The 21,638-nt window shown below is 76.4% G+C and carries 22 protein-coding genes; 7 read left to right on the forward strand and 15 right to left on the reverse strand.

The window, feature by feature from the left end:
- Positions 1 to 3: 3 nt before the first annotated feature.
- The 4 genes from VM636_RS16970 to VM636_RS16985 are packed head-to-tail and all read right to left on the reverse strand — an operon-like array spanning position 4 to position 3,969.
- Complete coding sequence (locus VM636_RS16970) at positions 4 to 573, reverse strand: hypothetical protein (protein ID WP_030419484.1); 570 nt, start codon at positions 571 to 573, stop codon at positions 4 to 6.
- Positions 521 to 2,023 carry a PTS transporter subunit EIIC gene (locus VM636_RS16975; protein WP_037857791.1) on the reverse strand — a complete coding sequence of 501 codons (1,503 nt, stop codon included), beginning with the start codon at positions 2,021 to 2,023 and terminating at the stop codon, positions 521 to 523. Before VM636_RS16975 ends, VM636_RS16970 begins: the two co-directional genes overlap by 53 nt.
- Positions 2,024 to 2,038: 15 nt before the next feature.
- A complete protein-coding gene (murQ, locus tag VM636_RS16980; protein ID WP_051821248.1) occupies positions 2,039 to 2,998 on the reverse strand; it encodes an N-acetylmuramic acid 6-phosphate etherase in 960 nt (319 codons plus the stop codon).
- Positions 2,999 to 3,054: 56 nt separating this feature from the next.
- A complete protein-coding gene (locus VM636_RS16985; RefSeq protein WP_199809354.1) occupies positions 3,055 to 3,969 on the reverse strand; it encodes a MurR/RpiR family transcriptional regulator in 915 nt (304 codons plus the stop codon).
- A gap of 128 nt (positions 3,970 to 4,097) precedes the next feature.
- On the opposite strand from VM636_RS16985, the gene VM636_RS16990 reads away from it, so the two are divergent.
- On the forward strand, positions 4,098 to 4,481 hold the full coding sequence (locus VM636_RS16990) for a hypothetical protein (protein WP_030419480.1): 384 nt from the start codon (positions 4,098 to 4,100) through the stop codon (positions 4,479 to 4,481).
- Between the two features lie 8 nt (positions 4,482 to 4,489).
- Positions 4,490 to 4,777, forward strand: coding sequence for a DUF4031 domain-containing protein (locus VM636_RS16995; RefSeq protein WP_338485043.1), 288 nt, complete (start codon positions 4,490 to 4,492; stop codon positions 4,775 to 4,777).
- Here the strand turns inward: VM636_RS16995 and VM636_RS17000 are convergent.
- A complete protein-coding gene (locus tag VM636_RS17000) occupies positions 4,750 to 5,826 on the reverse strand; it encodes a GNAT family N-acetyltransferase (protein ID WP_107091386.1) in 1,077 nt (358 codons plus the stop codon). The genes VM636_RS16995 and VM636_RS17000 overlap by 28 nt on opposite strands.
- A 10-nt stretch (positions 5,827 to 5,836) precedes the next feature.
- Positions 5,837 to 6,496 (reverse strand): hypothetical protein, encoded by a 660-nt coding sequence (locus VM636_RS17005; RefSeq protein ID WP_030419477.1) that lies wholly within the window; start codon positions 6,494 to 6,496, stop codon positions 5,837 to 5,839.
- A 263-nt stretch (positions 6,497 to 6,759) separates the two neighbouring features.
- Between VM636_RS17005 and VM636_RS17010 the strand changes: the two genes are divergently transcribed.
- Entirely contained in the window at positions 6,760 to 7,452 is a 693-nt protein-coding gene (locus VM636_RS17010) for a copper homeostasis protein CutC (protein ID WP_030419476.1), read from the forward strand.
- Positions 7,453 to 7,492: 40 nt separating this feature from the next.
- Here the strand turns inward: VM636_RS17010 and VM636_RS17015 are convergent, their stop codons facing one another.
- Positions 7,493 to 9,463, reverse strand: a complete 1,971-nt coding sequence (locus VM636_RS17015) for a UvrD-helicase domain-containing protein (protein ID WP_078855839.1) — start codon at positions 9,461 to 9,463, stop codon at positions 7,493 to 7,495.
- 476 nt (positions 9,464 to 9,939) lie between these two features.
- Here VM636_RS17015 and VM636_RS17020 point away from each other — a divergent pair, with 476 nt between their 5' ends.
- Positions 9,940 to 10,125: a hypothetical protein gene (locus VM636_RS17020; RefSeq protein ID WP_030419474.1), complete on the forward strand. Its 186-nt coding sequence runs from the start codon at positions 9,940 to 9,942 to the stop codon at positions 10,123 to 10,125.
- Between the two features lie 125 nt (positions 10,126 to 10,250).
- Here VM636_RS17020 and VM636_RS17025 read toward each other — a convergent pair whose 3' ends face one another.
- The 3 genes from VM636_RS17025 to VM636_RS17035 all read right to left on the reverse strand — a co-directional run bounded on the left by VM636_RS17025 (position 10,251) and on the right by VM636_RS17035 (position 14,940).
- Positions 10,251 to 11,894 carry a DNA repair helicase XPB gene (locus VM636_RS17025; RefSeq protein WP_030419473.1) on the reverse strand — a complete coding sequence of 548 codons (1,644 nt, stop codon included), beginning with the start codon at positions 11,892 to 11,894 and terminating at the stop codon, positions 10,251 to 10,253.
- Positions 11,895 to 11,969: 75 nt separating this feature from the next.
- Complete coding sequence (locus VM636_RS17030) at positions 11,970 to 12,158, reverse strand: hypothetical protein (protein ID WP_053914035.1); 189 nt, start codon at positions 12,156 to 12,158, stop codon at positions 11,970 to 11,972.
- Positions 12,159 to 12,411: 253 nt separating this feature from the next.
- Positions 12,412 to 14,940: a helicase C-terminal domain-containing protein gene (locus VM636_RS17035; protein ID WP_338485048.1), complete on the reverse strand. Its 2,529-nt coding sequence runs from the start codon at positions 14,938 to 14,940 to the stop codon at positions 12,412 to 12,414.
- Positions 14,941 to 15,191: 251 nt separating this feature from the next.
- On the opposite strand from VM636_RS17035, the gene VM636_RS17040 reads away from it, so the two are divergent.
- Entirely contained in the window at positions 15,192 to 16,205 is a 1,014-nt protein-coding gene (locus tag VM636_RS17040) for a hypothetical protein (protein WP_030419470.1), read from the forward strand.
- A gap of 302 nt (positions 16,206 to 16,507) precedes the next feature.
- Positions 16,508 to 17,152, forward strand: coding sequence for a haloacid dehalogenase-like hydrolase (locus VM636_RS17045; protein ID WP_030419469.1), 645 nt, complete (start codon positions 16,508 to 16,510; stop codon positions 17,150 to 17,152).
- Here the strand turns inward: VM636_RS17045 and VM636_RS17050 are convergent.
- Positions 17,119 to 17,379 carry a hypothetical protein gene (locus tag VM636_RS17050; protein ID WP_030419468.1) on the reverse strand — a complete coding sequence of 87 codons (261 nt, stop codon included), beginning with the start codon at positions 17,377 to 17,379 and terminating at the stop codon, positions 17,119 to 17,121. The two genes, VM636_RS17045 and VM636_RS17050, sit on opposite strands and share 34 nt — an antisense overlap.
- Positions 17,380 to 17,552: 173 nt before the next feature.
- Here VM636_RS17050 and VM636_RS17055 point away from each other — a divergent pair, with 173 nt between their 5' ends.
- A complete protein-coding gene (locus VM636_RS17055; protein ID WP_030419467.1) occupies positions 17,553 to 17,936 on the forward strand; it encodes a cold-shock protein in 384 nt (127 codons plus the stop codon).
- A gap of 102 nt (positions 17,937 to 18,038) precedes the next feature.
- Here VM636_RS17055 and VM636_RS17060 read toward each other — a convergent pair whose 3' ends face one another.
- From VM636_RS17060 to VM636_RS17075, 4 genes are read right to left on the reverse strand one after another with little or no spacing between them, the layout of a single operon-like run.
- Positions 18,039 to 18,896: a 1,4-dihydroxy-6-naphthoate synthase gene (locus VM636_RS17060; RefSeq protein ID WP_030419466.1), complete on the reverse strand. Its 858-nt coding sequence runs from the start codon at positions 18,894 to 18,896 to the stop codon at positions 18,039 to 18,041.
- Complete coding sequence (locus VM636_RS17065; RefSeq protein WP_234340440.1) at positions 18,886 to 19,644, reverse strand: futalosine hydrolase; 759 nt, start codon at positions 19,642 to 19,644, stop codon at positions 18,886 to 18,888. Before VM636_RS17065 ends, VM636_RS17060 begins: the two co-directional genes overlap by 11 nt.
- Positions 19,614 to 20,102, reverse strand: coding sequence for a DUF2771 domain-containing protein (locus VM636_RS17070; protein WP_199809353.1), 489 nt, complete (start codon positions 20,100 to 20,102; stop codon positions 19,614 to 19,616). The genes VM636_RS17065 and VM636_RS17070 overlap by 31 nt, the downstream gene beginning before the upstream one ends.
- Positions 20,103 to 20,160: 58 nt before the next feature.
- A complete protein-coding gene (locus VM636_RS17075; protein WP_030419463.1) occupies positions 20,161 to 21,549 on the reverse strand; it encodes an MFS transporter in 1,389 nt (462 codons plus the stop codon).
- Between the last annotated feature and the right edge of the window lie 89 nt (positions 21,550 to 21,638).

Below are 21,638 nucleotides of genomic sequence, written 5' to 3' on the forward strand. Positions count from 1 at the left end.
CGGTCAGGCGCCGCCGAGCGGTTCGGTGTCCGTGCGGACCGGGGTGCCCCACACCCGCAGCACCTCGTAGTCGGTGAACTCGTGCACCAGCCGGTAGGCCGGCGCCGGGCGCGGGCCGCGGAGCTGGGCGGCGATGTACAGCTCGGCTTCGCGGCGGTCCCGGCGCGGGGTGCCGCACAACTCCCACACCTGGCCGTTCCACCGCTCCGGCAGCCAGCGCTGCTGCGGCTGCGGGCGGTCGCCCCGCACCCCGTACCGGGACGGCACCGGCTCGGCCGGCCGGGCCGGCAGGGGACCGCCGTGGTACTCGGCGCGGCGCGCGGAACGGCGCCGGGTCTCGCAGAGCAGGCACAGGTCGGGAGCGCCCTGGTCGACCGGCCCGGTCGGGTGCTCGGGGCAGCGGGTCGTGGGGACGGCCGTGGTGACGCTCTCCTCCAGCAGGTCCAGCGCGCGCTTCAGATCCGCCCTGACCTCGTGCAGCCGGGCGTCCGGGGTGTCGGCGCCCAGGGCCTCGCCGTGCTCACCGAGGAGACGCAGGGCTCGGCCCAGGGCGGTCCGCTGGGCGTGGTTCATGTCCCTCAGAATCGCACACGGCGCCGGCCGTGCCGTCCGCCCGCGCGGGACGGGGGAGTCCGCGGAGGCCGAACAGGAGGGTCGCCGCGAACCCGGTGACGTAGGCCGTGAGCAGTCCGCCGCCGTACACCGCCGCCGCCAAGGCCCAGCCGCCGTCGCCCGCGAGCAGCGGGAACAGGGCCCAGCCGGAGGGGCCGATGGCGGTCGCGCCGACGTCCCGGCCGAGCATGGCGAAGAACCCGACGAAGGCGCCCCCGGCCGCGCCGCCCGCGCAGGCGGTGAGGAAGGGGCGGCCCAGCGGCAGGCAGACGCCGTAGAGGAGCGGTTCGCCGACGCCGAGCAGTCCGGCCGGCAGCGCCGAGCGGATCGTGGTGCGCAGCGAGGTGTCGTGGCGCGTCCGGAGGCAGACGGCCGCCGCGGCGCCGACCTGTCCGGCGCCGGCCATGGCCAGCAGCGGGAGCAGGACGGTGTGGCCCTGCTGCTCGATGAGCGTGGTGTGCAGCGGGATCAGCGCCTGGTGCAGGCCCAGCATCACCAGCGGGAGGAAGAGCCCGCCGAGGACCAGCCCGGCGAGCGCGCCGGCGGTGCCGAGCAGCCAGGTCGCCGCGGTGCCGATGGCGGTGGCGACCGCGCCGGCCGTGGACATCAGCACGTAGAGCGTGGCGAGGCCCGGGACCAGGACGGTCAGGGTGGGTGTCAGCAGCACGTCCAGGGTGCCGGGCAGGCGGGCCCGGCACCACTTCTCGACCCGGCAGCCCAGCAGCGCCGCCGCCAGCGCGCCGAGCACCCCGCCCTGTCCGGGGGCCAGCGCGGCGCCGAGGACGGTCACCTTCGCCACGCCCGGGTAGACGACGACGGCCGCGACGGCGCCGCCGAGGACCGGGGTGCCGCCGAACTCGCGGGCCGTGTTGTGGCCGACGAAGACCGCGATCAGCGCGAGGAAGGCGGAGGAGACGGCGGTGAGGGCCGGGGTGAGCCCCGCCGCCCAGCCCAGGTTGGCGAGGAGCCCGCCGATGCCCGCGACGATGCCGCAGCCGATGAGGGCGGGGACGAGCGGCACGAAGACCCCGGCCAGGCGGCGCAGGGCGGTCTTCACCGGGGTCGCGTTGCGCCGCCGTTGGCGTTCCCTCAACGCGCTGCCGCGCCGGGCCAGTTCGTCGGCCGTGCCCTCGGCCGCGGGGGCGCCGGGCGGTCCGGCCGCGAGCAGTTCCTCGAAGGCGCCGGTCACCCGGCCGACGGTCCCCGGGCCCAGCACGATCTGGCAGGCCCCGTCGCCCTCGACCACGCCGAGCACGCCCGGCAGGGCCCGCAGGGCGGCGTCGTCCACCCGGGAGCGGTCGGCGAGCCCGAGACGCAGCCGGGTCGTGCAGTGGGCGACGGAGGTGATGTTCGCGGCGCCGCCGACCAGGGGGAGCAGCGCGGCGGCGGTGGCGTGGGGGTCCTTGTGCACCCCCCGAGCCTGCGGTCAGCCGCCCGCCGCCGCCAGCGCGGCGCGCAGCCGGCCGCCGGAGTCCTCCAGAAGGAGGGCGGCCGTGGGGCCGTCCACGTCGGCCAGCAGGACGAGGATGGCGTGCTTGACCTCGCCGCCGGTCGCCGCCAGGGCGCGTTCGACCTCGGCGTCCCCGGCGCCGGTGGCGAGGGCGACGATCCGCCGGGAACGGGCGCGCAGCTTCTCGTTGGAGGCGCGGACGTCGACCATCAGGTTCCCGTAGGTCTTGCCGAGCCGGATCATCGTGATCGTCGACAGCATGTTGAGGACGAGTTTCTGGGCCGTGCCCGCCTTCAGCCGGGTCGAGCCGGTGATCAGCTCGGGGCCGGTGACGATCTCGATGCCGTGCTCGGCGGCGGCGGCGAGGGCGCTGCCGGGGTTGCAGGACAGGCCGACGGTCAGCGCGCCCAGGGCGCGGGCGTGCGCGACGGCGCCCACGGCGTACGGGGTGCGGCCCGAGGCCGAGACGCCGACCACGGTGTCCGCGGGGGCGAGCCCGAGCGCGTCGAGGTCGGCGCGGGCCGCCTCGGCGGAGTCCTCGGCGCCCTCGACGGCGGTGACCAGGGCGTCGGCGCCGCCCGCGATCAGGCCGGTGACCTGGCCGGGGGCGGTGTTGAAGGTGGGCGGGCACTCGGAGGCGTCCAGGACGCCGAGCCGGCCCGCGGTGCCCGCGCCCGCGTAGACCAGCCGGCCGCCGCGGGCCATGCGGGCGGCCACGGCGTCGACGGCGGCGGCGATCTCGGGCAGCCGTTCGGCGACGGCGGCGGGCACCGTGCGGTCCTCGCCGTTCATCAGCCGCGCGATCTCCAGGGTGGGCAGCCTGTCGATCTCGGCCAGCTCGGGCCGGAACGCCTCGGTGGCCAGGGTCTCCAGCTCGGACCGCAGAGCGGGGCCGGGAGCGGCGGGGGTGCCGGGCGCGGGGGAGGGGGAGTTCATGGCGGCGGCTCTCTTCGGTGCGTGTGCGTGTGCGTGTGCGGGGGTGCCGGGGCCGGTCAGCGGGAGCGGGCGCCGCGCGGGTCGCGCCGGTGCGCCAGGGCCTCGTACGAGGCGGCCAGCGCGGGCGCCGCCGTCTCGTAGGTGTGTTGGGCGACCCCCACGAACAGGCAGTCCACGACGAGGAGCTGACTGGTCCGGGAGGACATCGCGGCGGGCCGCAGCTCGCTCTCCCGGCAGGTGGCGGTGGTCAGCAGGTGGTCGGCGTACTGGGTGACGGGGCTGTCGGGGCGGCCGGTGACGGCGATGGTCGTGGCGCCGCGCTCGAAGGCGACCCGCAGCGGTTCGATGACGTCCGCCGTGGAGCCGGAGTGGGTGACGGCGAGGGCGACGTCACCGGGGCGCAGTTGCACCGCGTTGGTGACGGCGAGGTGGGGGTCGCCGGGGGCGTGGGCCATCAGCCCGATCCGCAGCAGCTTCTGGGTGAGGTCCTGGGCGACCAGCCCGGAGGCGCCGATCCCGTAGACGTCGGTGCGCCGGGCGGCGGCGAGCGCGACGACGGCCGCCTCGAGCTGGCCGGTGTCGAGGCCGGCGGCGGTGTCGGCGAGGGTGCGCTGTTCGTCGAGGGCGAGCTTGGCGACCACGTCGGCGATCGGGTCGTCGACCGCGATGTCGGTGGTGAGGGTGGGTGCCCGGCCGGACTGCTGCTGGGCGGCGAGTCCGGCGAGCGCGAGGCGCAGGTCCCGGTAGCCGGGGTAGCCGAGCAGCCGGGCGGTGCGCACGACGGTCGCCTCGCTGGTGCCGGTGCGCTCGGCGAGACCGGTGACGGTGAGGGCGGCGCAGCCCGCCGGATCACCCGCGACCGCCTCGGCGACCCGCTGCATGGACCGGGTCATCGACGGGGCCAGCGTGCGCACCTTCGCGGTGAGGGCGGCGGGCGCCGGGGGCGCGGGGAGCGTGGGGGACGCGGGCACGCTCCGGCCGTCCGGCGTAGCGGACCGCCCGCCCCGCGGTCTGCCGGAAGTTTCCTTCACGTCATCGGTCACCCCTGAAAGATATTTTCGTTTCGGTTCGGGGGTCAAGAGCGCGCACAATGGGAGGCATGGACCCCGTCAGCCCCCTGGAGCAGGCCCTGCACGCCGCCCGCGCCCTCGTCCTCGCCGACCTGATGGCCGGCCGGGTCGCCGAGGCGGACGTCGTCTCGCTCGTCGAGGAGGCCGTCGCCCACCGGCGCTGGTGGGTCGAGCAGTGGCCCGAGGGAGCGGAGTTCGTCGCCGGACTGGTCGCCCAGGACGTGCAGGACGCGCTGCTGGAGCGGTACGGCCGCTGGCCGCTCTGCCCGGTGTGCGTCGCCGGCGAGCCGCACGCGCTCGACGTCGATCCCGAACTCGGCCCGGACCCGCACTGGGTGTGCTCCGAGGCGGGCGTGCGGGTGGCACCGGTCGGCTCGCTGGGCGCCGTCACCGGCGGCGCCCCGTCCGCGTAGGGGCGCCGGTGGCCCTCTACATCGACCCGCCGACCTGGCCGGGCCACGGCCGTCTCTGGTCCCACCTGGTCAGCGACGTCTCCTACACCGAACTGCACGCCTTCGCCGACCACTTGGGCGTGCCCCGCCGCGCCTTCGAACGCGACCACTACGACATCCCCGCCCAGCGCTACGCGGACGTCGTCGCCGGCGCCCTGGAGGTCGGCAGCCGCGAGGTGGTGCGGCTGCTGCACGCGTCCGGGCTGCGCCGCCGCAAGCGGGCCGGGGGTCAGCCCAGCGGGCCGCTCAGCTCGTAGGCGTACTCCTGCGCCTCCCCGCCGGTCCGGGTGAAGCCGGCGCGGCCCAGGACGGCCTGGGAGGCGAGGTTGCCGGGCTCGGTGGTGGCGGTCACGCACGTCACCTCGTCCCGGCCGAGCGCCCAGGCCGACAGCGCGCGCAGCGCCTCGGTGGCGTGGCCCCGGCCGCGGGCGGCGGCGGACAGGTCGTAGCCGACCTCGACGCGGCCCTCGCCGTCCGGCGGGCCGTGGAAGCCGATGCCGCCGACCGCCCGGTCGTCCTCGGCGCGGACGAGGACGAACATGCCCCACTCGGGCCGGTGGGTGCCCGCCTCGTACGCCTTCAACAGCGCCCCGGCCGCGTCGCGGGTGCCCTCGCCGGGGCCGCCCTCCACCCAGGTGAAGCCGCCGTCGCCGCCCATCGCCAGATCGGCCGCGACGGCCGGCCGGACGCCCCGCAGGGCGAGCCGTCCGGCCGGCAGCACCAGGTCGTTGCGCCAGCGCCACTCGGTGAGCCGGGCCCGGCCGGGCAGTTCGCCGCGGCCGGTGGCCCACAGCAGCGTGGGCCACGGGGCCTCGCCGGGCCGCACGTGCGGGAAGATCAGCGTCAGCACGTACGCGCACAGCTCGGCGGGCGGCTCGTAGCCGAGCCCCAGGCCCTCGGCCATGTCGGAGGTGTGCGCCAGGACCTCGGCGACGCCCATCGCGGCGAAGCCGTCGCGGTCCGCGCTGCCGAAGGGGTAGGGGTGGAAGGCGCGTACCCCGGGCGGGGTGGCGCGGAGCGTGGCGGCGAACAGCGCGCCGGCCGTCTCGATCACGTGGAGGGCGTCCGCCGCGTCGGCGTCCGCGTCGAGGGTGATCCGGAAGGGCACGTAGGCGTCTTCGGCGCGGCCCGCCAACTGGCCCGCGTAGGCGAGGAGATCGCTGGCGACGTGCTGTGCGGTGCGCCGGCAGCTCCACTCCAGCCCGCCGGCCCGTACGGCCTCCCAGTCCCGGTCCGCCGCCGTCCGCAGCAGCGCCACGGCGTCCGCGACGGCCTCCTCCACCCGTTGCGCGCCCTCGTGTCCCATGCCGGGCAGGCTACGGCGCCGGATCACCGTCGGTCGACAGCATTTCCAGCTCTCCGGCGAGGTTGTGGCGGGCGGTCGCCTCCCACTCCCGCCGGCCGTGCGGGGTGGAGTAGAGCGCGGGGCGCTCCAGGAGGTGCCGCAGGACGGCGGAGCGGCCCGCGCGGAAGGCGTCGTTCGGCACGAAGTGGTACTCCTCGCGCACGGCGGCGGTGTACGCGGCGTACGCCGAGGGCGGTGCGGCGAGGACCGCCAGGTCGGCGTCGCAGAGCACCTGCCCGTCGCGGTCGTCGTCGGCCGGGTCGTGGCCGGCGGTGAGCCGGACCAGCCGGGCCACCTCGGCGGTCTTCGCCGCCGGGACCCCGGCCTCGGGGAGCGCCCGCTCGGCCAGCCGCGCCGAGCGCTCCTCGTTCTCGGAGCGCTCGGGCAGGTAGACGGCGTCGTGGAACCAGGCGGCCAGCCGGACCACGTCCGGGTCGTCGGCGTGCGCGCTCAGCGTGTCGACGTGCCCGAGGACCGCCGCGAGGTGGGCCGGGGTGTGGTAGCGCCGCTGGGGCTCGCCCCACCGGGCCAGCAGCCGCTCGGCGTAGGGCCCGGGGTCGGGCCCGTCCGCGCCCCGCGCCCCCTCCAGGGCCCGGGAGAACCGGTACCGCAACGCGTCGAGATCGGCCATGCCCCCATTCTCCACGCCGGCCCGCCCGCTGTGCCCGCTCCGGCGCGGGCCCGGCCGGGAACGGGCCGCGAACCGGGACCGGGCGGGAACGGGCCGCGAACCGGGACCGGGCGGGAACGGGCCGCGAACCGGGACCGGGCGGGAACGGGCCGCGAACCGGGACCGGGCGGGAACGGGCCGCGAACCGGGACCGGCGCCCACGCGGGCCCCGGTGGGGCATAGTCTTGATTGGACTAGACCTATAGGCCGATGAATGGGGTCCCATGAGCAAGCGTGCAGTCCTGGAGGTGATCGCCCTCGACGCCAGGGACGCGGTCGCCGCCCAGGCCGGAGGCGCCGATCGCCTCGAACTGGTCACCGACATGGCGGCCGACGGGCTCACCCCGCCGACCGCGACCGTCGCCGCGATCCGGGCCGCCGTCGACATCGACCTGCGGGTCATGCTGCGGCTGGCGGCCGGGTTCGCCGCCGGGGACGTCGAGCGGCTGGCACGGCTCGCCGGGGAGCTGCGGGACGCGGGGGCCACGCAGTTCGTCCTCGGCTTCCTCGACGCCGACGGCGACCTGGACGTCCCGGCGGTCGAGCGGGTCGCCGGGGAGCTGGAGGGCTGCCCGTGGACCTTCCACCGCGCCATCGACCGCTCCCTGGACCGGGCCGCGCTGCGCAAGCGCCTCGCCGACTTCCCCGGTCTCGACACCTACCTGACCGCCGGGGCGGCCGGCGGCGTGGACGAGGGCCTGCCCGTGCTGCTCGCCGAGGCGCGGCGCCGCGACGAACCGGGCTACCGCCAGCAGCTCCTGGTCGGCGGCGGCCTGCGCCTGGACCACGTACCGGTGCTCAGGGAGGCCGGGGTCGACGCCTTCCACATCGGCGGCGCGGCCCGGCCCGACGGCTGGGCGGGGCCCGTCTCGGCGGACGAGGTCGCCCGGTGGCGGACGGTGCTGGACGCCGGGTGAGCCGGCGGGGCGGGGCCGGCGGGGACCGGCCCCCGGCCCGTCACCCCGCCAGTTGCCGCGGCAGCGGCTCCGCGTGGGTCACGATCAGGCCGGAGACCGCCCGGGTCAGGCAGACGTAGAGCCGGCGCAGCCCCGTCCGCTCGTCCGGCTCGGCGCCGGCCACCGCCGCCGGTTCGTCGAGGACCACGTAGTCGTACTCCAGGCCCTTGGCCAGGGAGGCCGGGACCAGCGTCAGGCGGGTCTCGCGGGTGGCCTCCTCACCGGGGCCCAGCGGGCCGAGGCCCGCCTCCGTCAACGCCGCGGCCAGCGCCGGGACCCGGGCGTCGGCGGCGATCAGGCCCACCGAGCCCTCCCGGCCCAGCAGCTCCCGGCAGGCGGCCACCACCTCCGCCGTCCCGGCCACGACCGGACGGACCTCGAAGAAGCCCGGGTTCTCCCGCACCGACGCCACCGGCGCGAGCCCCGGCGCGATGTGCGGCAGCAGCCGGGAGGCGTACGCGATGACGTCCGTCGGTACGCGGAAACCCGCGGTCAGCTCCTCCACCACCGCACCGTCCTTGCCCAGGTGCGCCAGCGCCTCCCGCCAGCTCCCGGTGGCCCACGGCGTGGTGCCCTGCGCCAGGTCGCCGAGGACCGTCGCCGAGCCGGTGGAGCAGCGCCGGCCCACCGCCCGGTACTGCATCGGGGAGAGGTCCTGCGCCTCGTCGAGCACCACGTGCCCGAGCGAGGGCGTGCGCTCGATCAGGTCGGCGGCCTCGTCGATCAGCACCGCGTCCGCCGCCGACCAGCGCGCCGAGCGCACCGAGCGGGCCGGCCGGTCCCACAGGATCGCCGCCCGCTCCTCCCCGGTGAGGACGCCCTCGGCGTGCTCGGCCAGGAACTCCGGGTCCGACAGCAGCCGCAGTACCAGCCTGGCCGGGTCGACCGGCGGCCACAGGGCCTTCACCGCCGCCTTCACCGCCGCGTTGCGGGCCACCGCGTCCTGCACCCGGTCGTCCGGCGCCTCCCCGGAGCGCTCCATGCGCACCAGTACGGCGTGCGCGATGCGCTGCGGCAGGGCCTCGCGGGCGGCGCCGTAGCGGATGGAGCGGTCCAGCAGCTCGCGGACCATCTCCTCCACCTCGTACGCCGGGATCCGCCAGCGGCGGGAGCCGCGCACCACGACCACCGGCTCGGTGGGCGCGGTGACGTGCGCGTACAGCGCCCGGCGCAGCACCTCGGCCATCCGGGCGTCGCCCTTGACCGTCGCCGCCGGCGCGTCGTCGGTGCCGCGCACCTCGACCCGGGCCACCAGCTCGTCCACCGTGGACTGACGCACCGTCAGCTCGCCCAGGGCCGGCAGCACCTGCTCGATGTAGCGCAGAAAGGACCGGTTGGGCCCGACGACGAGGGTGCCGGTGCGGGCCAGCCGCTCGCGGTGGGCGTAGAGGAGGTAGGCGACCCGGTGCAGGCCGACCGCGGTCTTGCCGGTGCCGGGGCCGCCCTGCACGCAGACCGTCCCGCCGAGCCCGGCCCGCACGATCTCGTCCTGCTCGGGCTGGATGGTGGCGACGATGTCGCGCATCGGGCCGACGCGGGGCCGCTCGATCTCCCGCTGGAGCAGCGCGCTGGTCGTCGCCGCCTCCGCCGGGTCGGACAGGTGCTCGTCCTCGTAGGCCGTGAGGTCGCCGCCGGTGTAGCCGAAGCGGCGGCGCAGCGTGACGTCCATCGGGTCCTTGGCGGAGGCCCGGTAGAAGGGCTGGGAGACCGGCGCCCGCCAGTCGATCACCATCGGGTCGCCGTCCGCGTCGTGCACGTGCCGGCGCCCGATGTGGAAGCGGAGGCCGTCACCGCCCTCGGCCCCGCTCTCGCCGGGCGCGCGCAGGTAGTCGAGCCGGCCGAAGAAGAGCGGGGTGTCGGCGAGGTCGGCGAGGGCCTTGACGCGGTCCTCGATCTGGCGTTCCAGGACGGCCGCGTTGACCCAGTTCGCGGCGACGTCGGTGAGGTCGAGGGCTTCGACGTCCTCCCGCATGGCCCGCAGGGCGCGGCGCGCGGCGGCGAGGTGGGCGCGTTCCCGGGCGAGGGGGCCGTCGGCGGTGCCGGACGGGGAGTCGTCGTGGACGGACGTGGTCAAGGGATGCCTCCGGACGGACCTGCGGGACGGACGGGCGCGGGCGACGCGCGGGCCGGCCGGTTTCCGTCCGGGCGGCGGCACTCCGGGGGGAGGCGGGCAGAAGGGGCATCCTAGGGGAGGAGGGGCACCCCGGGCCAAACGGTTTTCCGGCACCGCGGCCCGGACGGTCCCCGCGCCCCCGTGTCGCGCCTTGAGGTCTTTCGTGTGGATCGGGCCGGACCCCGCGAGCCCGGCGTGATCCACACGAGAGGCCCTAGGGGACGGGCCCTCCTCACCCCGGGGGTCCCGGTCCCTCCGCAGGCGTACGCGGCACCGCCGGAAGTTCGGTCCTCGGACCGATGCCGCGCGGGGGGACGGAACGCCACCATGGGGACATGAGTGCAGCAACCGTCTCCCCCGCCCCGGCCCCGCACCGCGCGTCCGGCGCCACTTCCGTGACCGGTGCCCGCCGGCACCGGATCGGCGACGCCCTGCGCGCGGTCCGGGTCTTCGCGGGCGCCGCCTTCGACGTGATCGTCCTCGGCGAGTACGGCGAGGAGGCCGGCGTCCGCCGCCGCTGACCCGCCCCGCGCCGGCCCGTACCCCCCGCGCGGTCCGTACCGCCCGCCTCCTGCCGCCGAGCGCGCACCTCGGAGGGCGCGGGGCCCGGCCCCGCCTGTCCTGACCGCCGGCCGTCCCGGCCGCCTCAGTCGGCGGCCAGCAGGTCGTCCGCGTCCACGATCCGGTACGCGTACCCCTGCTCCGCCAGGAAGCGCTGCCGGTGAGCGGCGAAGTCCTGGTCGATGGTGTCCCGGGCGACCACCGAGTAGAAGTGGGCCTGGTGGCCGTCGGCCTTGGGCCGCAGCACCCGGCCGAGCCGCTGCGCCTCCTCCTGCCGCGAGCCGAAGGTGCCGGAGACCTGGATCGCCACCGTCGCCTCCGGCAGGTCCACGGAGAAGTTCGCCACCTTGGAGACGACCAGCACACCGATCTCGCCCTGCCGGAACGCCTCGAAGAGCTTCTCCCGCTGGGCGTTGGTCGTCTCGCCCTTGATCACGGGCGCATCCAGGTGCTCGCCCAGTTCGTCGAGCTGGTCGATGTACTGGCCGATGACGAGGATCTGCTGCCCCGCGAAGCGGCGCACCAGCGCCTCCGTCACCTTCCGCTTCGTCGCGGTGGTGGCGCAGAACCGGTACTTCTCCTCCGTCTCGGCGGTGGCGTACGCGAGCCGCTCGGAGTCGGTGAGGTTGACCCGGACCTCCACGCAGTCGGCGGGCGCGATGTACCCCTGCGCCTCGATCTCCTTCCACGGGGCGTCGAACCGCTTCGGCCCGATCAGCGAGAACACGTCCGACTCGCGGCCGTCCTCGCGGACCAGGGTCGCGGTCAGCCCGAGCCGCCGCCGGGCCTGGAGGTCCGCCGTGAACTTGAAGACGGGCGCGGGCAGCAGGTGCACCTCGTCGTAGACGATCAGGCCCCAGTCGCGGGAGTCGAACAGCTCCAGGTGCGGGTAGACGCCCTTGCGGCGGGTCGTGAGCACCTGGTACGTGGCGATGGTGACGGGCCGGATCTCCTTCCGCGTCCCGCTGTACTCGCCGATCTCGTCCTCGGTCAGCGAGGTGCGCCGCACCAGTTCGTGCTTCCACTGGCGGGCCGAGACGGTGTTGGTGACCAGGATCAGCGTCGTCGACTTGGCCTGCGCCATCGACCCCGCGCCGACCAGCGTCTTCCCGGCGCCGCAGGGCAGCACGACGACCCCGCTGCCGCCGTGCCAGAAGTTCTCCACCGCCTGCTTCTGGTAGGGCCGCAGCGCCCAGCCGTCCTCGGCCAGCTCGATCGGGTGCGCCTCGCCGTCGACGTACCCGGCCAGGTCCTCGGCGGGCCAGCCCAGCTTGAGCAGGGTCTGCTTGATCTGCCCGCGCTCGGAGGGGTGCACGGCCACCGTGTCGGGGTCGATACGGGCCCCGACCAGCGGCGCGATCCGCTTCGACTTCAGCACCTCCTCCAGCACCGGCCGGTCGGTGGTGGTGAGGACCAGCCCGTGGGCCGGGTCCTTGGAGAGGGTGAGGCGGCCGTAGCGGTCCATCGTCTCGGCGACGTCGACGAGCAGCGCGTGCGGCACCGGGTAGCGGCTGTACTGCACGAGCGCGTCCACGACCTGCTCGGCGTCGTGGCCCGCCGCGCGGGCGTTCCACAGGCCGAGCGGCGTCACCCGGTAGGTGTGGATGTGCTCCGGCGCCCGCTCCAGCTCGGCGAACGGCGCGATGGCCCGGCGGCAGTCGTCGGCCCGCTCGTGGTCGACTTCCAGGAGCAGGGTCTTGTCGGACTGGACGATCAGCGGACCATTCACGGGTGGCACCCCTTCGCGCGCGGTCGGGCCGGACGGCTCGGCCAAACGTCCAGTGTGCCTGATCGGGACCGCGGCTCAGTGGTGCGCGGACGCGGTCGGCGGGACCGTGGTGGCGGTGAGGTACGGGTGGGGCGCGAGGTACGCCGGGGGCTGGGCGGAGGCCCGGGGGGCGAGGGAGCCGAAGAGCGCCGCGGCGGTGATCAGGGCGGCGACGGAGACGGCGACGGCGGGACGGACGGAGTCGGGGAGGGTGGGGCGGCGCATGGGGGTCCGGCCTTTCCTGGCGCTGGGCGCGCGGGTCACGGGGTGGGGGCGCTCGGGGAGCGCGACGGTCCCGCCGGTGGGCGGTCCCGCTCGGGACACCGGGTGGCTGCCCCCGCCGTACCGCTCCGATGCGGAATGCTCCCGAACCTCCCTCGTCGGTGGGACGGGCCCGGCGTGGCGTGCATGAACACTCGCGTACACCCGAATGCGCGGAGCCAAGCGGAACCGTGTGGCGAGGTGTGGTGGGGGCGGCTCAGTCCGCGCCGTCGGCCAGCTCCGCCACACCCGTGATCCGGTGCACCGGGTACGTGCGCACCTCGTCCGCCGTGTGGTCGTACGCCGTCACGAAGCCGCCCTCGACCCGGACCGGGGCGATGACGCGCTGGCTGGCGGCGCCGTCGGCGTTCACGTAGCCGATCCACAGCGCCTCGCCGGTCAGCACGGCGGCCTGGAGGGTGGCCAGGGTCTCGGCGGGACCGGTGCGCGGCGGCGTGCCGTCGGCCGCGGGGGCGGCGCCGGGGGCCGGTCTGCGCGGGGCCGTGGAGGCGAGGTCGCCGGCCCGCACGGCGCGGATCGCGGCCGTCAGCAGCGCCTCGTCCGGTACCGGCGGACCGTCCGGGACCGGCTCGGGCGGGGTGCGCGGCGGGGTGCGGCGGGCGTCCGCGCGGGCGATCAGCACATCGCCCTCGGCGGTCTCGGCGGCCGGCGCGAAGCCCATCGCGCGCAGCCCCTCCAGCAGCGCGCCCGGGTCCGCCCCGGCGGCGAGCACGGTCGGCGCGAGGCGGCGCAGGCCCAGGCCCGGGGCCCGCTTGTCGGCCAGGATCTCGCTGAGCAGCGCGTCGTCGTCGCAGCGCACGTACGCCGAGGCCGCCCCGACCCGCAGCCGCCCGTGCCGCCGGGCCACGTCGTCGATCAGGTACGTCAGTGGCTGGGGCACCGGGGTGCGGGAGTGCGCGGCGAGGAAGGCGTGCAGGTCGGCGGCGGTCCGCCCGGCGTCCAGCGCGCGGCGCACCGAGCCCGGCGTGAACCGGTAGACGGTCGCCGCGCCCTTGGACTCCACGTCGGCGAGGACGCCCAGCACCTCGGCGAGCGGGCGTTCCAGCGGTCCGGGGGCGACGGCCGTCAGGTCGGCCTGGAGCAGGACGTGGTCCAGCGGTTCGGGGAGCAGGGGTGCCAGCAGCCGGGCGGCGGCGGCCCCGGCGGCGGCCCGCTCGGCGGGGGCGAGGGGTGTGGTGAGCGTGCCGTCGGCGCCCGCGGGCGCTCCGATCAGGGCACGGGCGGGCGCGGCGAGGGCGCCGCGGCCGGTGACGCCGAGCAGTTCCGCCTCCGAGAGCGTCCACCGGGCCAGCCGGGTGCGCGGGTCGTCCTCCGCCCCGCCGCGCCCGGCGCCCGCGTCCCGCCCGTCGCGGCGCGTGGCGCGCAGCGGGCGCTCCCAGTGCAGCCGGGCGAGCAGCGACTCCTCGTCCGGCGCGGAGCCCTCGGGCAGCCCGGCGAGCAGTGCCAGCACCCGCAGGCGGACCTCGGGGGCCGCCGAACGGTCCAGGTGGGGGCCGAGGGCGGCGAGGGTGCGGTCCTTGGCGTCCCGTCCGCCGATCAGGCCGGGGGTGCGGGTGGCGAGCAGCCACGCCTCGGCGAGCCGGGCCCAGCGTTCGGCGTCGGGCAGGTCGCGCCACTCGTCGTACGCCGGGGTCGCCGCGTACCGCTCGTCCGGTTCGCCGTCCGGGGCCAGCAGCCCGGCCGCGTAGGCCAGTTCGGTCCAGAAGGCGGCGACCGGCTCGGAGACGTCCAGGGCGACGGCGGTGCGCTTGAGGTCGCGCTGGCTCAGGCCGCCGGCCCGCAGCACCGGGGGACCGCCCTCGTTCCAGTCCGTGAGCAGTTCGTCGACCGTGGCGAGCGCGGTGAGGGCCTGCCCGGCCGCGGTGGCGTCCACCACCTCGGGGCGGTGGCCGGCGGCGGCGGTCACGGGCGGCGGCACCGGCTCGGTCGTCCGGTGGGCCCGGCCGCCGCGCAGGTGCAGGGCGACCTCGCGGGGCAGCACCACGGTGCCGGGCGAGGTGGGCAGCAGCAGGCCGAGGTCGAGCAGCCGGCGCAGAGGGGGCGCGGGGTCGTGGGTGACCTGCCCGTACGGCGGGCCCCAGACCAGCCGGGACAGCACCGCGCGGGACTCCTCGGGGACCGTGCCGAGCAGGGCGGCCATCCGCTCCCGGTCCCGGAAGAGGCCGCCGAGCGCGGCCACGGCGGAGACCGAGTCGTGCGTCGACGGCAGCCCGGCGGCGGCCAGGATCTCCTGCACCCGGCCGGGTGACATGCCCGCCGTCGCCTCCCGCACGGTCGGGCCGAGCCCGGTCGGCGAGGGGTGCTGCGGGGAGGGGGCGAGCAGTTCGCGGGCGGTGCGCACCAGACGCAGCCGGTCGTCGTCGCCCCACACCAGGGCCTGGTCGCGCAGGAGCCCGAGGGCGCGGGGCAGGGCCGTGGCGACCGCCGGGTCGGCCGTGTCACCGGGGTCCCCGGCCAGCAGCGCGAGCAGTTCCCCGTAGGCCGCCGGGTCCGGGGCCACCGCGAGGGCCTCGGCCGTCTGGAGCGCGAAGCGGTCCAGACGTTCCAGCGCCCGCACCACCGAGGCCCGGGTGCCGGCCCGGGTGGCGAGCTGGGTGAGGTCGGTGGGCACGGGCGTGACGAGGTCGGGCCGGGCGCGCAGAAGGGCGGCGAGGGACGCGTCGTCCCTCCCCCGGAGCGCCTCCGCGAGGGACCGGGGGGCCGCGGACTTCTCCTCGGTGCTCATCCGGCCAACGGTAGCCGGTGCGTCCGTCACCGGGGCGGCGCGCGCGTCCCCGGACACACCACGGGCACGGGCGGGGCCCGGTCGGTCACGAGGGGGGTCGGCTTGTGGTGCCCGGTCGGTGGCGAGGGGGGCCGGCCCGTGGGGCCGGCGGGTCACGGCGCGGCCCGGCGGCCGTTCGGTGCCGCCGGGCCGGGGAAGATTCGGTACCTTCGTCCGACGGGGTATCACACCGCACCGCCCCGGAGGGGTTCGTGGGGATCGAGAGCGACCAGGTCGTCTACGAGTATCTGAGCCGCGTCGGCGACGTGGCGCAGCAACGCCAGTTGCCGTCGTCCGCCCGCATGCGGCTGGTCGCCGACCTGCGCAACGAGATCGACCGGCACCGCGCCCGGACCACCGTCGACAGCCCGGCCGCCGTCCGCCGCATCCTGGACCGGCTGGGCAGCCCCGACGACATCGTGGAGGCGGCCGGCGGCTCGCCCGCCGCCCCGGCCGCGCCCCGGCACGTGCCCGCCGGGGTGCCGCTCCAGCCGGAGGGCCCGCCCGGCCCGCCCGAGCCGCCGAAGGCCGCGGAGGACGGGGGCCGGCGCAAGGGCCTGCGGTGGCCCGTGCCGCGCCCCAGGCCCACGGGACCGGCGGACGCACCGCCGCCGCCCTCCCCGCCGCACACGGCCGGCGCGCACGAGCTGGGGGAGAACGTCCGCGAGCCCGACTGGTGGCGGGTGGACGACGGGCCCTTCGGCGGCATGGGGGACGGGGTGCCCGGCTTCGTCGGCGGTGTGGAGCTGCCCGAACTGCTCCGGCCGCCGCAGCGGCCGTCCGAGGCGACGGAGCGGGTGCCGCCGGCGGGGGAGGCCGTCGTGGCCGAGGAGGCGGCGGCCGGACCGGCCGGGCTGCGCGGCCGGCTGTCCCGCCTGTGGCCGCGGGGCGGCCGGAACAGTCCGCTGCTGCTGTGCGCCGCCGCGCTGCTGATCGCCGGCGCCGTGCTCGGCAGCCTGCTCCCGCTGGGGCTGGGCTGGCTGATCGTCTACCTCTCCCGGCGGCTTACCCCCGCGCAGACCAAGTGGGCGGTCCTCGGGCTCCCCGGCACGGTCGCCGTCGCGGGCGCCGTCTGGCTGTGGGGCCGCGCCGACGGCCGCTGGGGCGATCCGGTCCTCCAGGGGCAGATGAGCGACGCGGTCGCCGGCACCTGGCCCTGGGTACTGCGCGGCGCCGCCCTCGCCTCCGCCCTCTACCTCCTCTTTCAGTCCCGCCGCGCCTCCTGAGCACCGGGCGTGCGGCGGGGGCGCCGCGCCCGGCCGGACGAGGGACCCCCGCCCGGCGACGCGGCTCCGGCCGGACGAGACCGACCGGACCGCCTCGGCCCGACCGGACCGCCTCGGCCCGGCGACGTGCCTCCGTTCCGCCGGTGCGCGCCCCGCACCGCGAGAGTCCGCGAGGGCTCCGGCCCCCGCGGGCCCGCCGTGTCCGGCGGAGGGCCGCCGGGGCCTCTCCTGGGGCCGGTCCGGGCCGGGACGGCTGGGAGGGGGCTGCCGCCGGTCACCGGCCGCCCGGCACAATGGGCGGTATGAACCGGACGTCCCGCCCCGCCCCCACCGTCGGTTTCGATCTGGACATGACGCTGATCGACTCCCGCCCCGGCATCCACGCCTGCTACCGGGCGCTGGCCGAGCGGACGGGAACCCACGTCGACGCCGACCTGGCCGTCACCCGGCTCGGCCCGCCGCTCGTGGAGGAGCTGGCCCACTGGTTCCCGGCGGAGCGCGTCGCGGAGGCCGCCGGCCTGTACCGGGAGATGTACCCGGCGTACGCCGTCACCGCCACGCCCGCCCTGCCCGGCGCGCGCGAGGCGCTGGCCGCCGTGCGCGCCGCCGGCGGACGCACCGTCGTGGTCACCGCCAAGTACGAGCCCAACGCCAAGCTCCACCTGGAACACCTCGGTCTGGAACCGGACTCCGTGGTCGGCGACCTGTGGGCCGAACAGAAGGCGGACGCATTGCGCGAGCACGGCGCATCGGTGTACGTCGGGGATCACACGGGCGACGTGCGCGGCGCGCGCGCCGCCGGCGCGCACGCCGTGGCCGTCGTGAGCGGGCCCTGCGACGCGGCGGAACTGCGCGCGGCGGGCGCCGACGTGATCCTCGGCGCGCTCACGGAGTTCCCCGGGTGGTTCGCGGCCTACCTCGGTGGACCCGACGCCTCCCGCGCCTGACGCCGCCCCGCCGCCACCGAACGCAGCACGCCCGCGCCGGAGATCAGGAAACCGACCCCCATGAGCATGCTCAGTCCGAACATGTAGGTGGGAAACGGAGTGGTCCCCAGAAACAGCGGGGCCACCGTGACCAGGGTGGCCGCGGTTCCGATGAAGAAGACGATCGCACCGGCGAGGATCAGCCGGTCGCCCGGCGCGGCGGAATTCGTTCGGGTTTTGTCACGCACCCCACCAGGGTAGTTCCCGACCCGAAGGAACAACCCGGGGGACGTCTTGTCACGGGCGGGAAGACCATTAGCCTGGGTACCGGCGGGTCCCACGACCCGCCCGAGTGCTATCAAGAGCCGTTTCCGCGGTGGTCAGCAGCAGTTTTCCGACGAGTACGAGGACGAGGACAGACGTGCCTACCGGCAAGGTCAAGTGGTTCAACAGTGAGAAGGGCTTCGGCTTTCTCTCCCGGGACGACGGCGGCGACGTCTTCGTCCATTCCTCGGTCCTCCCCGCCGGAGTCGAGACGCTGAAGCCGGGACAGCGCGTGGAGTTCGGGGTGGTCGCCGGACAGCGCGGTGACCAGGCGCTGTCCCTGACCCTGCTGGAGCCGGCGCCCTCGGTCGCCGCCGCCCAGCGCAGGAAGCCCGACGAACTGGCCTCGATCGTCCAGGACCTGACGACCCTCCTGGAGAACATCACGCCGATGCTGGAGAAGGGGCGTTATCCCGACAAGAACTCCGGCAAGCAAATCGCCGGACTCCTGCGGGCGGTCGCCGACCAGTTGGACGTGTGAGGCAGGAGTTCCGCCGCGTTTTCCCGGGTTCCCCGGGGCCTCGGGTTCCCCGGGTTCCTCGGGTTCCCCGGGTTCTCGGGTTGCCCGGGTTCCCCGGGTTCCTCAGGGGAATTCCAGCGCGTCCGGGCCGAGGGCCGGCACCAGGCCCTCGGCCGCCGCGCGGGTCAGCAGTCCGCGCACGGCCGCGTAGCCGTCCTCGCCGAGGTCGGCGGTGAACTCGTTGACGTACAGCCCGATGTGCTGGTCGGCGACGGCCGGGTCCATCTCCTGGGCGTGCTCCATGACGTAGGGCCGGGACGCCTCGGGGTCGTCCCAGGCGGCCCGTACCGAGGTCCGGATCGCGTCGGCGAGCCCGGTCAGCGCGGGCGCCCCCAGCGAGCGCCGGGCGATGATCGCGCCGAGCGGGATCGGCAGCCCCGTGGTCCGCTCCCAGAACTCGCCCAGGTCGGCGAGTTGCGACAGCCCGTACTCCCGGTAGGTGAAGCGCGCCTCGTGGATCACGAGGCCCGCGTCCACCTTCCCGTCCCGCACCGCCGGCATGATCTCGTGGAACGGCATCACGACGATCTCCCCGACCCCGCCGGGCACCGACTCCGCCGCCCAGAGCCGGAACAGCAGGTACGCCGTCGACGTCTCGCTCGGCACCGCGACCGTCCGGCCGCGCAGCCCGCTCCCCGCCGCGTCCGCGTCCCGGCTCAGCACCAGCGGCCCGCAGCCCCGGCCCAGCGCCCCGCCGCAGGGCAGCAGCGCGTAGGGCCCGAGGACGTACGGCAGCACCGCGTACGACACCTTCAGCACGTCGAACTCGCCGCGGGCGGCCATGCCGTTGGTGAGGTCGATGTCGGCGAAGGTCACGTCGAGCGCCGGGGCGCCGGGCACCCGTCCGTGGGCGAGGGCGTCGAAGACGAAGGTGTCGTTCGGGCAGGGCGAGTAGGCGATCCGCAGGGGCTCAGCGAACATCTGGACCATCCGGCTTCCAACTGGTGAGGACGGGGGCGAGTTTCCCGAACGCGTCCGTCAGGGCCGCGAGTGCCTCGCCGACGCGCCAGGCGGCCCGGTCGCGCGGGCCGACCGGGTTGGAGACCGCGCGCAGTTCCAGCACGGGCACCCCGTGCGCGGCGGCGGCCTCGGCGACGCCGAAGCCCTCCATGGCCTCGGCGAGGGCGCCGGGGTGGCGGGCGCGCAGCAGCGCGGCGCGTTCGGCGGTGCCGGTCACGGTGGACCCGGTCAGCACGGTCCCGGGGCGGGCCCCGGTCGCCTCGGCGACCCGGCGCACCAGCGCGGCGGGCGGACGGTGGGTGACGGTGCCGAAGCCGAGTGCGGTGACCGGCACGAAACCGTCGGCGGTCTCGGCGCCGAGGTCGGCGGCGGTGATCTCGTCGGCGACGACGAGCGAGCCGACCGGCGCCAGGGGCGCGAAGCCGCCGGCGATGCCGGCCGAGACGACCAGGGCGAAGGGGGCGCCGTCGAGGGCCGCGGCGGTCAGCGCGGCGGCGGCCGAGGCGGCGGCGAGGGCGGGGCCGACACCGGCGGCCAGCAGGTCGGGGCCGTCCGGCGGGCGGTGCAGCAGCGCGCCGGGGAGGGGCATCTCCGCGGGCGTTCCCGGGAACGCCCGCGCCACCGCGTCCCGCTCGGCGGGGACCGCGGTGGCCACGAGGATGCGCGCGGGGGACGTGGTCAGTCGCCCTTCTCCAGCTTGAAGACCCACACGCCGGTGATCTTCTCGCTGCCGTCCTTGCCGTCACGGGCGGCGATGGCGACGTTGGTCGAGTTGCCCTGGGCGCCGTACTGGGCGTTGAAGAAGACGCTGCCGGGGATGGTGCGGTAGGTCTTCGAGCTGTCGTCGACGAGCTGCTGACCGTTCATCAGGATCGTCCAGTGCTTGTCGGCGATGTCCGGATCGACACCGAAGCGCACGGTGCCGTCCTCGTCGACCTTGACGGACTTGGCGTTCTTGTCCTGGAGGCACTTGGTGATCTCGTTGTCCGAGAGTGCCTTGTCGTGACCGCCGCAGGCGGCCTCCGAGCTGATGGAGGAGCTGCCCACCGTGATCGTCGACATGGCGGTCGGCTTCTCACAGGCGGACAGGACGAGCAGTCCGGCGGATACGGCGCCGGCGGCGGCGACGGCGCGGCGGCGTCGCACAACGGATTGCAACGTGGTCATGGGCGAAGGCTATATGCCGACTCGGGCCCGGTTCCCACCTGGGGGCGGCGTGCCGTGCTCACGCCACCCGCGGCCGGGCCGTTCCGCCGTGCCGCGCGGAGCCGATCAGGCCCCGTACGGTGGTCAGCCATCCGGCGGCGACGATGGCCGCGGCGACCGACAGGCCGAGCGTGCCGTTGAGGGGCAGCGCGATGCCGATCGCCCCGCCGAGCACCCAGGAGACCTGGAGCAGCGTCTCCGAGCGGGCGAAGGCCGAGGTGCGCACCAGCTCGGGCACGTCCCGCTGGATCAGCGCGTCCAGCGACAGCTTGGCCAGCGCCTGCGCGAACCCGGCGACCGCCGCCAGGCACGCCACCAGCACCGCGCCGAAGAACACCGCGGAGGTGACCGCCGTGCCCAGCACCACCGCCACCACCGTCACGATGATGATCTCCGGTGCCCGCGAGCGCAGCCAGGCCCCGACCGCCGTGCCCAGCGCGTTGCCCGCCCCGGCCGCCACGCCCACGATGCCGAGGGACACCGCCGCGCTCTGTCCGGTCATGGGGTGCTCGCGCAGCAGGAAGGCGAGGAAGAAGATCAGGAAGCCGGAGAGGCCGCGGATGGCGGCGTTGGCGGCCAGCGCGTGGGTGACCGCGGTGCCGACCGTGCGCAGCCCGGGACGCTTGCCCGCGACCCGGCGCGGTACGTGCAGCCGGTGCTCGTCGGCGGCGAGCAGCGCCCGGGCCTCGCCGCGGGCCGAGTCCACCTTGCCGGGCAGCGAGAAGGACAGCGCCATCCCCACCACGAAGATCACGAAGGCGCCGTAGAGCGGCCAGCGGGGGCCGACCTGCTGGAGCAGGGCCGCGACGGGGGCGGCGGCGCCGGTGGCGAGCAGCCCGCAGAGCGTGACCCGCGAGTTCGCCTTCACCAGGGAGAAGCCGGGCGGCAGCAGCCGGGGCACCACCGCGCTGCGCACCACGCCGTACGCCTTGGAGGCGACCAGCACGCCGAGCGCCGCCGGGTACATCTCCAGTCCGCCGCCGGCGACCGCCGCGGAGAGCACCAGGGCGAGCAGCGCGCGGGCGCCCATCGCGGTGGCCATGGCGGCCCGGCGGCCGTGCGGGACGCGGTCCAGGAGCGGGCCGATGACCGGCGCGAGCAGGGTGAAGGGGGCCATCGTGATGGCGAGGTAGAGGGCGACCCGGCCGCGCGCCTCGTCGGTGGGCACCGAGAAGAAGACGGTGGAGGCGAGGGCGACGGTGATCATGACGTCGCCGGCGCCGTTCACCCCGTGCAGCTCGATCAGCTTGCCGAGGCCCGACTCGCCGGCGCCGTGCGCGTGCGTGGCCCGGCGGATGAGGCGGCCCGCGGCGCTCACCGGCCGGCGCAGGGCACGGCCGACGGCACGGAACAGCCCGGGACCGCGTCCCCGGCTTCCGCCCCTGGACTCCGTCCGCGCGGCTGCCACCCCGTCATAGTGCCCCGAGCGGCGGCCCTCTAGCGCCGCGGGGCCGCGGATGGCGCTGATCGGGTCGTCCGGCGCACCCGGCCCGCGGG

The sequence above is a fragment of the Streptomyces sp. SCSIO 75703 genome (genome assembly GCF_036607905.1).
In the GTDB taxonomy this organism is placed as follows: Bacteria; Actinomycetota; Actinomycetes; order Streptomycetales; family Streptomycetaceae; genus Streptomyces.

What these genes read in the sequence shown, in the direction of transcription:
- VM636_RS17005 (WP_030419477.1), bottom strand. Translation starts at nt 6,496, where the DNA reads ATGGCCGATCTCGACGCGTTGCGGTACCGGTTCTCCCGGGCCCTGGAG.
- VM636_RS17000 (WP_107091386.1), bottom strand. Translation starts at nt 5,826, where the DNA reads ATGGGACACGAGGGCGCGCAACGGGTGGAGGAGGCCGTCGCGGACGCC.
- VM636_RS17045 (WP_030419469.1), top strand. Translation starts at nt 16,508, where the DNA reads ATGAACCGGACGTCCCGCCCCGCCCCCACCGTCGGTTTCGATCTGGAC.
- murQ (WP_051821248.1), bottom strand. Translation starts at nt 2,998, where the DNA reads ATGAACTCCCCCTCCCCCGCGCCCGGCACCCCCGCCGCTCCCGGCCCC.
- VM636_RS17015 (WP_078855839.1), bottom strand. Translation starts at nt 9,463, where the DNA reads ATGCGGGAGGACGTCGAAGCCCTCGACCTCACCGACGTCGCCGCGAAC.
- VM636_RS17035 (WP_338485048.1), bottom strand. Translation starts at nt 14,940, where the DNA reads ATGAGCACCGAGGAGAAGTCCGCGGCCCCCCGGTCCCTCGCGGAGGCG.
- VM636_RS17030 (WP_053914035.1), bottom strand. Translation starts at nt 12,158, where the DNA reads ATGCGCCGCCCCACCCTCCCCGACTCCGTCCGTCCCGCCGTCGCCGTC.
- VM636_RS17070 (WP_199809353.1), bottom strand. Translation starts at nt 20,102, where the DNA reads ATGACCACGTTGCAATCCGTTGTGCGACGCCGCCGCGCCGTCGCCGCC.
- VM636_RS17010 (WP_030419476.1), top strand. Translation starts at nt 6,760, where the DNA reads ATGAGCAAGCGTGCAGTCCTGGAGGTGATCGCCCTCGACGCCAGGGAC.
- VM636_RS17020 (WP_030419474.1), top strand. Translation starts at nt 9,940, where the DNA reads ATGAGTGCAGCAACCGTCTCCCCCGCCCCGGCCCCGCACCGCGCGTCC.
- VM636_RS16970 (WP_030419484.1), bottom strand. Translation starts at nt 573, where the DNA reads ATGAACCACGCCCAGCGGACCGCCCTGGGCCGAGCCCTGCGTCTCCTC.
- VM636_RS16990 (WP_030419480.1), top strand. Translation starts at nt 4,098, where the DNA reads ATGGACCCCGTCAGCCCCCTGGAGCAGGCCCTGCACGCCGCCCGCGCC.
- VM636_RS17060 (WP_030419466.1), bottom strand. Translation starts at nt 18,896, where the DNA reads ATGTTCGCTGAGCCCCTGCGGATCGCCTACTCGCCCTGCCCGAACGAC.